Source organism: Ruegeria sp. AB5 (assembly GCF_056542645.1).
Genome location: NZ_JBQGAE010000005.1, coordinates 37,132 through 50,715, shown reverse-complemented (window position 1 = coordinate 50,715; position 13,584 = coordinate 37,132). Strand labels below are relative to the sequence as shown.

General features: G+C 58.8%; 12 protein-coding genes. 10 read left to right on the top strand and 2 right to left on the bottom strand.

Annotated features, from left to right (window positions below):
• The first annotated feature begins 163 nt into the window (after positions 1–163).
• From ACR0L4_RS10915 to mdoH, 4 genes are read left to right on the top strand one after another with little or no spacing between them, the layout of a single operon-like run.
• On the top strand, positions 164–1,534 hold the full coding sequence (locus ACR0L4_RS10915) for a tetratricopeptide repeat protein (protein WP_480512882.1): 1,371 nt from the start codon (positions 164–166) through the stop codon (positions 1,532–1,534).
• A 29-nt stretch (positions 1,535–1,563) separates the two neighbouring features.
• Complete coding sequence (locus tag ACR0L4_RS10910; RefSeq protein WP_480512880.1) at positions 1,564–2,781, top strand: OpgC family protein; 1,218 nt, start codon at positions 1,564–1,566, stop codon at positions 2,779–2,781.
• Entirely contained in the window at positions 2,778–4,277 is a 1,500-nt protein-coding gene (locus ACR0L4_RS10905) for an OpgD/OpgG family glucan biosynthesis protein (RefSeq protein WP_480512878.1), read from the top strand. The genes ACR0L4_RS10910 and ACR0L4_RS10905 overlap by 4 nt, the downstream gene beginning before the upstream one ends.
• Positions 4,274–6,142, top strand: coding sequence for a glucans biosynthesis glucosyltransferase MdoH (gene mdoH / locus ACR0L4_RS10900; protein ID WP_480513220.1), 1,869 nt, complete (start codon positions 4,274–4,276; stop codon positions 6,140–6,142). The genes ACR0L4_RS10905 and mdoH overlap by 4 nt, the downstream gene beginning before the upstream one ends.
• 1 nt (position 6,143) lies before the next feature.
• On the opposite strand, the gene ACR0L4_RS10895 is transcribed toward mdoH, so the two are convergent.
• Positions 6,144–6,968: a CE1 family esterase gene (locus ACR0L4_RS10895; RefSeq protein ID WP_480512876.1), complete on the bottom strand. Its 825-nt coding sequence runs from the start codon at positions 6,966–6,968 to the stop codon at positions 6,144–6,146.
• Positions 6,968–7,438, bottom strand: coding sequence for a rhodanese-like domain-containing protein (locus tag ACR0L4_RS10890; protein WP_480512875.1), 471 nt, complete (start codon positions 7,436–7,438; stop codon positions 6,968–6,970). The genes ACR0L4_RS10895 and ACR0L4_RS10890 overlap by 1 nt, the downstream gene beginning before the upstream one ends.
• A gap of 220 nt (positions 7,439–7,658) precedes the next feature.
• Here ACR0L4_RS10890 and ACR0L4_RS10885 point away from each other — a divergent pair, with 220 nt between their 5' ends.
• The 6 genes from ACR0L4_RS10885 to ACR0L4_RS10860 are packed head-to-tail and all read left to right on the top strand — an operon-like array spanning position 7,659 to position 13,580.
• Positions 7,659–10,529 (top strand): monovalent cation/H+ antiporter subunit A, encoded by a 2,871-nt coding sequence (locus ACR0L4_RS10885; RefSeq protein ID WP_480512873.1) that lies wholly within the window; start codon positions 7,659–7,661, stop codon positions 10,527–10,529.
• Positions 10,529–10,888, top strand: a complete 360-nt coding sequence (locus ACR0L4_RS10880; protein ID WP_170751150.1) for a Na+/H+ antiporter subunit C — start codon at positions 10,529–10,531, stop codon at positions 10,886–10,888. The genes ACR0L4_RS10885 and ACR0L4_RS10880 overlap by 1 nt, the downstream gene beginning before the upstream one ends.
• Complete coding sequence (locus ACR0L4_RS10875; protein WP_170751152.1) at positions 10,885–12,423, top strand: monovalent cation/H+ antiporter subunit D; 1,539 nt, start codon at positions 10,885–10,887, stop codon at positions 12,421–12,423. Before ACR0L4_RS10880 ends, ACR0L4_RS10875 begins: the two co-directional genes overlap by 4 nt.
• Positions 12,423–12,920: a Na+/H+ antiporter subunit E gene (locus tag ACR0L4_RS10870; RefSeq protein ID WP_480513218.1), complete on the top strand. Its 498-nt coding sequence runs from the start codon at positions 12,423–12,425 to the stop codon at positions 12,918–12,920. The genes ACR0L4_RS10875 and ACR0L4_RS10870 overlap by 1 nt, the downstream gene beginning before the upstream one ends.
• Positions 12,917–13,186, top strand: coding sequence for a K+/H+ antiporter subunit F (locus ACR0L4_RS10865; protein ID WP_170751154.1), 270 nt, complete (start codon positions 12,917–12,919; stop codon positions 13,184–13,186). Before ACR0L4_RS10870 ends, ACR0L4_RS10865 begins: the two co-directional genes overlap by 4 nt.
• 7 nt (positions 13,187–13,193) lie before the next feature.
• Positions 13,194–13,580, top strand: coding sequence for a Na+/H+ antiporter subunit G (locus ACR0L4_RS10860; RefSeq protein WP_480512871.1), 387 nt, complete (start codon positions 13,194–13,196; stop codon positions 13,578–13,580).
• Positions 13,581–13,584: the final 4 nt, after the last annotated feature.

Below are 13,584 nucleotides of genomic sequence, written 5' to 3'. Positions count from 1 at the left end.
GGCGGCAAGTTGCTGAAACATGCCCTTGAATCGGCGGTTTTTTTCGTTTTTTGCACACACGCGTTTTCACCAATTCGAGAGCAGGGTCGATACTGTTACGACCCGCCCGCACACTCTGATAGATCGAAAAGTGTCAGATATCGCAATCAGATTGGACCCAGGCATGAAGCAAGACGTTTTTGGACAAATGAACACCCTCAGCCACCCGGCAGCTGTCGACGCGTGGGATGGTGTTCTGCTTGGGTTCATGGCGCACGCGGCAATCACCCCTCAGCACCTGGGGAAGGTGCTCGAGCTTGAGCCGGACTTCGCACTGGGTCATGCGGTCAAGGGGCTTTTCATGGTTCTGCTGGGCCGACGCGAGATGCTGCCGGTTGCAACTGACGCACTGACGGCTGCCCAAGAGGCGACGAAACGCCAGCCCGTCTCGCCCCGCGAGCAACTCTTTGTGGATGCGTTGTCGCTCTATCTGGCAGATTTGCCGTCGCAAGCGATCCAGAAGTTTGAAGAGGTCCTGCGCTCTCACCCCACGGACACTTTGGCGATGAAGCTCAGCCATGCCACCCGGTTCGTGCTGGGCGATGCCAAAGGCATGCGCCGCTCGATTGAACGCGTCATGCCCGCCTATGAACCCGACCATGCAGGCCGTGGCTATCTGCTGGGATGCCATTCCTTCGCGCTCGAAGAAACCGGCGCCTATGAGAAAGCCGAGATCGCCGGGCGTCAGGCGCTATGGATGGTGTCGGACGATGCCTGGGGGCTGCACGCCGTTGCGCATGTCCACGAAATGACAGGCAACGCGCAAACCGGTCTGGACTGGTTGGCCGGGCGCGAGGATGCCTGGGCCCATTGCAACAATTTCCGCTATCACGTCTGGTGGCACAAAGCGCTGATGCATCTGGATCTGGGTCAGGTCGATCAGGTGATCGATCTGTATGATCGGCACATCCGCAAGGACAAGACCGATGACTACCGCGACATCTCCAACGCGACTTCGCTGCTGTCGCGGATGGAGCTAGAGGGCATCAATGTCGGCAACCGCTGGGAAGAACTGGCCGACCTCAGCGCGGCCCGCACCGAAGATGGCTGCCTGATCTTCGCTGACCTGCACTATCTACTGGCACTGACGGGTGACAATCGTTCGGATGCAACCGCAAAGATGTTGCAGCGCATCCAGAAAGATGCGCAGCGCAATCAGGGTGACACGCCGATCCGTATGTCCGATCCGGGCATTGCAGCCGCCAAGGGGCTTGAGGCGTTTGGCGACGGGCTCTACGGCGCGGCTTTCGATTTCCTGTCGACCGCGCGTGCCGGTATGCAACTGGCCGGTGGCAGCCACGCGCAACGTGATGTATTCGAGCGCATCACGATTGATTCCGGCCTGCGGGCGGGCCGTCTGGATGCCGTCGAGCGTATACTGGATGACCGCCGCGCCAAACGCGCCGGGGGTGAGGACAATTATGCACTGGCGCGCCGGGCCTTGATCGACTCGGCCCGCGACAACGGCGACGCACAAAGCGTCCCGGCTGAATAACAAAAAAGACCAAGAAGGACAGAAACCGTATGGCGACTGTATCGCCCGCTTCTGATTTTGCGCCAGTGGCTGCCCCTGCGGCAGCCCCTGCCACCGTGCGTGACCCGCGCCTCGATTTCTATCGCGGCATCGCGATGTTCATCATCCTGATTGCACATGTTCCCGGCAACCCCTGGACAAGCTGGATACCAGCGCGATTTGGCTTTTCCGACGCCACCGAAATCTTCGTTTTCTGCTCGGGCATGGCCTCGGCCATCGCCTTTGGCGGCGCATTTTTGCGCACGGGCTGGTGGATGGGTACCGCCCGGGTGGCATTCCGCATCTGGCAGGTCTACTGGGCACATATCTGCCTGTTCTTCTTTGTCGCCATGAGCATGGCCGCACTGGACCAAACCGGAGCGTTTGAGAAAACTTACATCTCTTCCCTGAATCTGCAGCATTTTTTCAACGACCCTGCGCCGCAGATCGTCGGGCTTTTCACCCTGACCTATGTCCCAAACTACTTTGACATTCTGCCAATGTATCTGGTGGTTCTGGCCATGATGCCGCTCTACATGGCGCTTTATCGCGTCAACTTCTGGCTGATGGCTGCAGTGTGTGTTGGCATTTGGCTTGTTGCGCAAACCGGCGCGCTGGCGCTACCGGCCGAGCCCTGGTCTGACCGGCAATGGTTCTTCAACCCATTCGGATGGCAGTTGTTGTTCTTCACCGGCTTTGCCTTCATGCGCGGCTGGATTCCTGCCCCACCCGTCTCAAAGACCCTGATCTGGGCGGCAATTGCATTTCTGGTCCTGTCCGCGCCCATCGGGTCTTGGAAGGTCTTCCTTTGGGTCGAGGCCGCAGCCCCGGGGCTGGGCGAAAACATCCGAGAACTTTGGCCCCTGACCAAGGAACTACGCGGCAAGACCGAGTTTGGTCTGTTCCGCTACATCCATTTCCTGTCGCTGGCCTATCTGGGTTGGGTCGCCGCCGGTGAGCATGGTCACAGGCTGATTGCGACGGGTCACAGCCTTGGCGCGCGGATCTGGCAGGTGGTTTTAAAATTGATCACCAAAGTGGGTCAGCAATCGCTTGCCGTATTCGTCTTCTCAATGGCAGCTGCGCGGTTGATCGGCGTCGCCCTGGATCACGCTGGGCGGGATTTTGCCACCGTGCTTGTCGCCAACACAACTGGCTTTGCCATGATCATCGCAGTGGCCTATCTAGCCGCCTGGTTCAAGTCACAGCCTTGGAAAATAAAGAAATGATTCTGACGCGACGCGCATTTCTGGCCTCAACGTCCGCCCTGTTTCTGGCGCCCGCCACTTTTGCCTCGGGCGGAGACGTGCCGTTTGATCGCTCTCACGTCATCGACCTCGCGCGCGACCTGGCCAGCCGCCCTTATGCCGAGCGCGAAATGGTTCCGAAGGAATGGCAGGACCTGACGTATACGCAGTATCGGTCCATCCGGTTTCGGCTGGATCGGGCCTTGTGGTACGAGACCGAGACGCCCTTCAACGTCGATTTCTTTACCCCCGGCCTGTATTTCCCGCGCACGGTGAAAGTGTCGACAATTGAAAACGGCATGACAAAACCGGTGCCGTTCGATCTGGACATGTTCGACAAGTCAGACGAAGTCCCGACGCTGCCCATCGACGAAACCCTAGGCTTCTCAGGCCTGCGCCTGCGCACCGAGATGCACCGCCCGGGCAAAACCGATGAATTCTGCGTCTGGCAGGGGGCCAGCTATTTCCGTGCCATTGGCCTGCACGAGGTCTACGGCCTGTCCGCGCGTGGACTGGCGCTGAAGACCGGCGATCCTGATGGTGAGGAATTCCCCGAATTCATTCGCTTCTGGCTGGAACGCCCGGAACCGGGTCAGCGCAACATGGTGGTGCACGCGCTGATGGACAGTCCCAGCGTGACCGGGGCTTATCGGTTCAATGTCACCGCAGGCGCTGATTGCATCATGGATGTCGAAGCCACCCTGTTTCCACGCACCGAGCTGGATCATGTCGGCATCGCGCCCGGCACCTCGATGTTCCTGTTCGACCAGACCAACCATAGCCGGTTCGACGATTTCCGTCCTGCTGTTCATGACAGCGACGGGCTTTTGATCCGCAACGGTGCGGGTGAAGTGATCTGGCGGCCACTGGCCAACCCGACCCGCCTGCAAATCTCGTCGTTTGTGGACACCAATCCCAAGGGTTTCGGCCTGATGCAACGCAAGCGCGCGTTCTCGGACTACGCGGATCTCGAGGCGAATTACCACAAGCGTCCCAGCCTATGGGTCGAACCCGGCGCAGATTGGGGCAAAGGCACGGTAACGCTGGTCGAAATTCCCGCCGATCAGGAAATCTATGACAATATCGTCGCCTATTGGCGGCCCGCTGCACCCTATTCCGCGGGCAGCCAGGTTGATCTCAGCTATCGCCTGATCTGGGGCGAGGACCCCCAGCGCACGCCAATGCCGCGCGTCATCAACACCGCCATGGGGGAAAACACGTTTGGCGAAGGCCGTCTGGCCGTGATCGATTTCGAACCCAGCGAGTTGTTCGACGACCTGGACGCCGTCACCATCTTCGCCAATTCCCCCCATGCCGAAACATCGGACGGCGTCTTGCAGCGCAACCCGGATACCGGAGGCGTGCGTTTGGCGTTTTCGTTCCAGCCCGGTGATCGGGACTATGTCGAATTGCGCGCGCAGCTTCTGGTCGACAAACAACCAGCCTCCGAAGTGTGGCTGTACCGCTGGACGACATGAACCGCGATCTGCATATCATGCCGCCTGAGAGTCCGCTGGCCATGCCCGCACAGGACTTCAGCGCCGGGTTCCGGGACGCCGAAGTGCCTGAAGGTCAAAGGCGGTCTGCCGGGTTCTGGCGCGCACTTGTATTCTCTCCGGCAATGGCGGCGACACTGGGCCTGCTGTGGGTCATGAGTGACTGGTTCGGGGCCGAGGGTATCAATCTTGCCGAAGCTATCCTTCTGGTCCTGATTTCTTTCAATTTTTTCTGGATTTCATTTACCGTCTGCACTGTACTTTTGGGTATGGCATCCCTGTCCCGTCAGGAACGTCCAGTTAGACAAAAACGCGCGCAATCGCTGCGCGTCGCCCTTTTGATGCCAACCTACAATGAAGTGCCGTGGTTCGTGCTGGGCAATGCGCGTACCATGCTGGAAGAGCTGCGCGCGCGTGGCGGTCAGCATGAATATGCCATGTTCATCCTGTCCGACACCCGTGATCCGGATATCGCTGCGCAAGAGCAAGCCAGCATCGAGGCACTGCGCACCACGCTGGCGCCAGACCTGAAACTCTACTATCGCCGACGCGAACAGAATACGGACCGCAAAGTGGGCAATATCGCCGATTGGGTCAGCCGCTGGGGCGCGGATTGGGACGCGATGCTGGTTCTGGACGCGGACAGCCTGATGACAGGTCGCGCGATTGCCCGCCTGACGGACTCGCTGGCCCGTGACCCCGGCGCGGGTCTGATCCAGAGCTACCCGCAACTGATTGGCGCGCAGTCGGTCTTTGCCCGGATGCAGCAGTTCGCCAACGGCGTCTACGGTATCGCCTTTGCCGAAGGTCTGGCCCGGTGGTGCGGGCAAGAGGGTAACTATTGGGGCCACAATGCCATCATCCGCACCAAGGCTTTTGCCACCTGTGCTGGCCTGCCCAAACTGCGCTCGATGACCGGACAGGAAAAGCTGATCATGAGCCACGATTTCGTCGAGGCCGGATTGTTGCGCCGCGCTGGATGGGGTGTGCGGTTTCTGCCGCGTATCCGGGGCTCTTACGAAGAGACGCCCCCCACTCTAATCGACCATGCCATGCGGGATCGCCGTTGGTGTCAGGGGAACCTGCAACATCTAAAGCTGCTGGGTTCGCGCGGGTTCCGTTCGGTCTCGCGGTTTCACATGTTCCACGGCGCGGTCGGTTATCTGATGTCGCCGCTGTGGTTTGCGCTGCTGTTAATGTGGGCGCTCATCGGACAAGGTGAAGAAGCCTCGGTGCTGCATTATTTCAGCCCTGACAATCCGCTGTTCCCGCAATGGCCCGAAATGACCGAGACACGCCACGTGCTGATCATACTGGTCATGTACGCCATGTTGCTGGCCCCCAAGGTTCTGGGCGCGGCCGCACTGCCGCTGAGCGGTGTGCGCTATTCGGATTTCGGCGGCTGGCGCCGGTTCTTCACCTCGTTCCTCTTCGAGGTCCTACTGTCGATCCTCTATGCCCCGATTCTGATGGTGCAACAGATGATCGCCGTATTCCGGACCGCTTTGGGCGTCCAAAAGGGGTGGTCTCCGCAGGCGCGTGACGGAGGCCGTTATAGTCTGCGCACGCTGATCCTGTGCCACGCTCTGGAAACGGTCAGCGGTTTCGCCCTGAGCGTTGGTATTCTGGCCGGATTGGTTTCGGTCTGGCTGGCACCGATCGCGATCAGCCTTGCACTGGCGATCCCGCTTTCGGCGCTCAGCGGTGTGTCTGCCGGGGCTGCCCGCCGAATGGTCGGAATGCGCGAAGACTTTTCCGAACCGGCCATCACCCGGTCTGCCCGTCGTCATCGGGACGAGTTGAAACGGCTGATCGAAGGCAAAGGCCGCATGACACCGGCGGAATAAGTCAGCCGCCGGGCAGGCCTTCGTACCAGTCCAACATCATATCCGCCCAGCCGACTGGCACGGTATGACCGCCGGGGAACAGCGCAAATTCCAACGCGCTGCCCTCGGCGCACCCCATCCAGTTGCGTCGCATAAATTGCCCGGTGGTGGAAAATCCGCTGGGCTTGGTATCCTCACATTCATTGGCAACACGCCAGATTTCCAAACCCGCAAAGATGTCGCCTTGGTGATAGCGCCCGCCACCAAGTAACCGCCCCTCCAACGGAACCACATTGTCGGTCCAGCCATGTGTATGAAACATGCGCACCGGCCCTGCGCAGTCTTCCGGATGCGGGCGCCAGAACCCACCTGAAACGGGTGCATAAGCCGAAAATGTCTCGGGCGCGTCGCAGGCGAGATAGTTCACCATGAACCCACCGGCGGAAAACCCACCCAGGACCACACGCTCGCTGTCGATACCGAACCGGGCTGCTGCGTCGTCCACGACTTCGCCCAGAAAGTCGGTTTCGTCACGGTCTCCGAACCCTGGATAGAAATTCCAGCTTTTCGTGCCGCCCCGATCAACCCGTTCCAAAGCTTCCGGCGCCATGACCGCGTAGCCACGGGCCAGCAACGGCTCGACCATGCTGCGATTTTTCAGTGTTCCCGCACCACTGCCGCCATATCCATGCAGAAACACCACCAATGGCGGATTTTCGGCGTCAGGCAATTCAATGTGGTATTCGCCGGAAAAGGTTTCGCATGTTCCCTCGACAATCCCGCAGGCCGCAAAGGCCGTTTGCCCTGTAACTGCCAAACAGAAAGACAACCAGTAATTCGTTTTCATCACGTCCCCTCAGAGAAAGCCTTGACCGGCAACCCGGCGCGTACCCACCCCGGCCCGGCAGCAGAACCAAGCATCCCTTCGGGCACGTCGATGATGTTCGTAAATCCAGCCTCGGTCAGTTGATTGCTGAGCCGCGCGGATCGAACGCCACGCGCGCAGATCAAGGCCACGGGCCTTGATGGATCTCCGTCGGTCATTTGCATCAAGGCTTCATTGAAATCCTCGCGTCGCATATCCAGAGGGTGCGCCCCGTGGCCAATGCCGGTTGCCCGCCACTCACGCGGGGTCCGGATATCAACCAGTAGAATGTCGCCGGACACGGCCTGCTTATGGGCCTGAGCAACCGGCAGGTGACCTCCTGCGTAGTCCGGGGGAATCAAGCGATACTGGCGAATGGCAAATCCTGCTGCGATGGCCCCTGCTCCACCCAGCAAAACCCATCTTCGGGATCGGTTTTTCCTGTCCGTCACGCGGCGCCCTCCTGCACTGACAGGTTGGTTTTATCATAGCGGAAACTGTCACGCTTTGGCGAATTCAGGCCCCTGGATCAAGTTCGCGTCATTATCACGCAGGTAAAAGGCATCTAATATGTATCTTTTAGAACCGTTCAAAACCTTGCAATTTTTGAACAGTCATTAAATTATCCTTACCAATTCAGTCATATTGACCGCAAAGACCGGAGTACCGTACTTGTCCCTATTCCTCATCGCGGCCCTTCCCTTTATCGGAGCTGTTTTTCCAGCCCTCCTGATCCGGGCGGGACGAAATGCAGCCGCTTCGGCCGCAGGGCTTACCACTTTTCTCGCCCTGATGGGTCTTCTGCTTCACATCCCCTCGATAATGCGCGGAGACGTCGTGACCGCCCGGTTCGATTGGATTCCGGGTTTGGGACTGAATGCAAATTTCATGCTGGACGGTCTGGGATTTCTGTTTGCCCTGCTGATTTTGGGCATCGGCCTGCTGATCATCCTGTACGCGCGGTTCTACCTGTCGCGTGAGGATCCGATGGGGCAGTTCTATACTTACCTTTTGCTGTTTCAAGGCGCGATGGTCGGTATCGTTCTGTCCGACAATATCCTGCTTTTGTTGATTTTCTGGGAATTGACTTCCCTCAGCTCCTTCCTGTTGATCGGCTATTGGAAACATCTTCCCGAAGGCCGCCAAGGCGCGCGAATGGCACTGGCGGTCACAGGTGGAGGCGGGCTCGCGATGATCGCGGGCATGCTGATCCTAGGCAACATCGTGGGGTCCTATGACTTGAGCGTCATTCTGCAGAACAAAGAGTTGATCCAGGCCTCGCCGTACTACCTGCCTGCATTGATCCTGATCCTGCTTGGGTGTTTCACCAAATCGGCGCAGTTCCCGTTTCATTTCTGGCTGCCACACGCGATGGCCGCACCGACGCCGGTTTCGGCCTATCTGCACTCGGCCACCATGGTGAAAGCCGGTCTGTTCCTGATGGCGCGCATGTGGCCGGTGCTGTCCGGCACCGAGGCCTGGTTCTACATCGTGGCGACGACCGGTCTGGTGACAATGTTGCTTGGGGCTGTGATCGCGCTGTTCAAGGATGACCTGAAGGCGCTGTTGGCGTTTTCGACCGTGTCGCATCTGGGCCTGATCACCATGCTGCTGGGCTTTGGCACCAAATTCGCAGCCGTTGCCGCCGTGTTCCACATCATCAACCATGCGACGTTCAAAGCAGCACTGTTCATGACCGCCGGGATCGTCGATCACGAGACCGGAACACGAGACGTCAAACGACTGGGCGGCTTGCGCCATCTGATGCCTGTCACATTCACCATCGGAACCATTGCAGCCCTGTCGATGGCCGGGCTGCCCCCTCTGAATGGGTTCCTGTCGAAAGAAATGATGCTGGAAGAAACGGTGCATACCACGTGGCTGAACACGCACTATCTAGTGCCCGCTCTGGCCTTGGTGGCGGCGCTGTTCTCGGCGGCCTACTCGTTCCGGTTCGTAAGCCATGTGTTCCTTGGCCCGAAGCGTGACGACTATCCGGCAAAGCCACATGACCCACCCGTTGGTCTGTGGATTGCACCTGCCTTCCTTGTTGTTCTGGTCATATTGATTGGTCTTTATTCAGCCGCCATCGTCGGTCCGTTGGTCGCCGTTGTTTCCAGCGCCGTCATCGGGGGCGAAAAGCTGCCCTACTACTCGCTGAAACTGTGGCACGGTTTTACGCCTGCCCTGTACATGTCCGTCGTGGCCACGCTGGGCGGTCTGTTTCTTCTGTCACAGCACAAACGCGGTGAACAGATTTGGAACGCCCTGCCCCGCCCCGAGGCCAAGGTGATTTTCGAGGCGATCATCAACGCGTTTACGCGGCTTAGCCAGTGGATCACGGACGAGCTGCATAACGGCGTCCTCAGCCGTTACGCGATCGTCTTCGTCGCCTTCACCGTCGGGCTGGGCTACTACGCCTATGCAACCGGAACGATAAGCGTTGAAACCCGCGTTCCGTTGCCCGCGCAGATCATCCCCATCATCGGCTGGATCTGTCTGGTGGGTGCAACCTTGGGCATCATGTGGTTCCACCGCAATCGCCTGTTGTCGCTGGTTCTGATCGGTGTTGTTGGCCTGATCGTGTCGATCGCCTTCAACTATCTATCCGCACCGGACCTGGCTTTGACGCAAATCTCGGTCGAAGTTGTGACAATGATCCTGCTGCTGTTGTCACTGAACTTCCTGCCAACCGAAACACCTTGGGACAGTTCAGCCGCACGGCGCTGGCGGGACGCCGCGATTTCCGTTGTCGCCGGGATCGGGAGTGGAGCGTTGATCTATGCGATCATGCTGCGCGACTTTGCCTTTCCGACGATCTCCGAGTTCCACCTTGCAAACTCGTACAAGGGCGGTGGCGGCACCAACGTGGTGAATGTCATCCTAGTGGATTTCAGGGGCTTCGATACCTTTGGTGAGATTATCGTTCTGGGCATTGCGGCACTGATCATCTTTGCCCTGACCGAAGCGGTCTTGGGCACCAATGTGCGTGGCTACCTGCTGAATCGCAAACCCCATTGGCCGCAATCGGGGGATTCGCACCCGCTCATGATGGTCGTTGTGACCCGGGTGATGATGCCGATTGCCCTGATGGTCGGCGCCTACATCTTCTTCCGCGGCCATAACCAGCCCGGGGGTGGCTTCATCGCCGGTCTGGTCGTGGCGATTGCCTTCCTGATGCAATACATGGCCAGCGGCTACACCTGGGCCATCGAGCGGCAAAGGTTCTACTATCACGGCACTATCGGCTGGGGCGTATTAATCGCCGCTGCCACCGGTCTGGGGGCCTGGTTCAACGAGCGTCCCTTCCTGACCAGCGACTTCGGCTATATCAACTGGCCGCCGCTGGAAGAGTTCGAATGGGCAACAGCCATGTTGTTCGATGTGGGCGTATTCCTGGCTGTTCTTGGCGCTGTGATGCTGGCATTGGACAGCCTGTCGCGCTTTGCGTGGCGACCGGGCATGGCACAGGAATTCCCGATGGATATCAACCCGCTTAGGGATGCTGCCCAAGACGAAGACAAAGAGAAGGAGCAGGCCTGATGGAAGCGCTCGTTGCCTCTGCCGTAGGCATTATGACCGCCGCCGGGATTTTCCTGATCCTGCGTCGCCGGACATTTCCGGTCATTCTTGGCCTGTCATTGATCACCTATGCGGTGAACGTGTTCCTGTTTGCCACCGGGCGGTTGGCGCTGAACGCGCCTGCCGTTCTGAACAAATACGAAGACGTCCCCTACACGGATCCGCTGCCGCAGGCATTGGTTCTGACCGCCATCGTGATCTCGTTCGGCATGACAGCCGTGATCGTGATGATTGCCCTGTCCGCCTACCTGTCCTCGAAGGATGACCATATCGACATGAGCCCGCAGGACAGCGTGGACGCGCCGGGAGAAGACGCATGAACCACTGGATCGTCGCGCCGATCGTCCTTCCTGCGATCCTGGCCCCGTTCATCATCATGGTCCTGCGTTATCATCTGGACCTGCAGCGCATCTTCTCGGTCTCGGGCGTCATTGCCCTGCTTGGCATTGCCCTGACCATCACCGCGCAAGCGTCGGGAGGTGAGATCCAGGTCTACGAGCTTGGCAACTGGCCTGCGCCATTTGGCATTGTCATGGTCCTTGACCGGCTTTCGGCCATGATGGTTCTGCTGACCGCTCTGCTTGCCTTGCCCATTGTCCTTTACGCGATTGCCTCGGGTTGGGATGAGCGGGGGAAGCATTTCCACGCGCTGTTTCATTTCCAGCTTATGGGCGTTTGCGGCGCGTTCCTGACCGGTGACGCGTTCAACCTGTTTGTCTTTTTCGAAGTTCTTCTGATCGCATCCTACGGGTTGATGACTCACGGGGGTGGCTCGGTGCGTCTGAAATCGGGCGTGCAGTACGTGGCTTATAACCTGCTGGGCTCGACCCTGTTTCTGTTCGCTTTGGGCACTCTCTATGGCGTGACCGGCACGCTGAACATGGCCGACATCGCGCTACGTGTAGCGGAACTGCCAGCCGAAGACACCGCCTTGCTGCGTGTCGGTGCCGTGCTGCTGTTGCTGGTCTTCTGTATCAAGGCCGCCGTGCTGCCGCTGCATTTCTGGCTTCCGGCCAGCTATGCCAATGCGCCACTGCCTGTTGCCGCATTATTTGCGATCATGACAAAGGTTGGGGCCTATTCAATCATCCGGATGTATACGCTGGCATTTGGACCAGAGGTGGAAGCAACCCAAGGGTTGGTTGGCGAATGGTTGCAACCTGCCGCATTGTTGACGCTGGCCGTTGGGGCCATCGGCATTCTCGGCGCGCAGCATATCGCGCGGATGGTGGCCTTTTGCGCCATTGCGTCAATGGGTACGCTGCTGATCGCCATATCGCTTTTCACGCCGGACGCCAGTGCTGCGGCGCTCTACTATGTTTTCCATTCAACGCTGGCCACGGCGCTGCTGTTCCTCATTGCGGATTTGGTGATGGAGCGGCGCGGCGGTGCCATCGTGCCCAAGGCACCCATGGCACAGACCGGCTTGATCTCGGCTCTTTTCTTTGTTGGCGCCATTGCCATGGCGGGAATGCCGCCGCTGTCGGGTTTCATCGGCAAGCTTCTGGTGCTGGACGCTGCACGCGATGCGCCGGACTCGACATGGGTGTGGGCCGTGGTTCTGATCGGGTCTTTTGTCACCATCGTCGGATTGGCGCGGGCCGGATCGCTGATCTTCTGGAAATGCCACGACGCGCAGCACATACCGCCAGAGACGGAACCGGACGAAAACCCGCCCATAGCCGCGCCCGAGCCCAATCCCGGACTGGCCTTCACCGCGGTCTTTGGTCTGGTCGCAGGATTGATTCTGCTGACCGTTTTTGCCGGTCCAGCCTTGGAATACACCAGCAAAACCGCTGAACAATTGTTCACACCCGAGCAATACATCTCGGCTGTATTGGGAGTGGAAGAATGATCAAGCTGTTACACCGCGTCTTTCCGCACCCGCACCTGACCTTTCTGCTGACGCTGGTGTGGGTTCTGTTGGCCAATAACGGGTCCTTGAACTCGCTCGTATTCGGCCTGATCCTGGGCATCATCATCCCGTTCATCACACAACCTTACTGGCCGGACCGTCCAAAGCTGCGGAACTGGCCGATGGTGGCGGAATACATGCTGGTGGTCCTGTGGGATATCGTTATGGCCAACATCACCGTTGCCCGGATCATCCTGTTCAAACGCGATGGTGACCGCAAGCCGGGCTGGATCTGCATCCCGCTCGAGTTGCGCACCCCCGAAGCCATCACCGTTCTGGCGGGCACGATAACAATGACGCCCGGCACAGTAAGCTGTGATCTGTCAGCGCAAGGTCACAACCTGTTGGTTCATTGCCTTGACGCACCGGACCCCGATGCGGTTCGCGACCAGATCAAACAACGCTACGAACGCCGCCTGAAGGAGATTTTCGAATGATGATCTATGCGATCTGGTTTGCTTTTGCCTGTTTCGGAGCAGCGATCATGATGTGCCTTTGGCGGATCATCACCGCAGATGGCGTCGGCACCCGCGTGTTGGCTCTGGACACGATGGTGATCAACACCATCGCCCTTATGATTCTGTATGGTCTGTCGCAAGGCAGCGAGATCTTTTTCGAGGCCGCCATGATCATCGCCATGCTGGGCTTCGTTTCAACCGTGGCCTATGCGCGCTTCATGCTGCGCGGCAACATCATCGAATGAGGGCGATATGACATTTTTAGTCGAGATACTGATCGCCGTGTTCCTGATCGTTTCGGGTATCTTTGGGTTCGTGGGCTCGTTTGGGATGATCAAACTGAAAGATCCGATGTCGCGTCTGCACGCTCCGACCAAGGCGACAACACTGGGCGTGGGCGGCGTATTGCTGGCCTCGATCGCGCATTCGGTTCTGCTGGAAGGCAAACTGTCCATGCACGAGCTGCTGATTACGCTGTTCTTGTTCCTGACAGCTCCGATCACGGCCCTGTTTATTGCCAAGTGGCACATTCATCGCCATGAAAAAGCACAAGATCTGCCGAGTGCGGGCGAGGATGAGCTTTGGGCCACCCACGCGGTCGAACAGGTTGAAGACGTCCCTGACCACAGTACGAACTGACTCT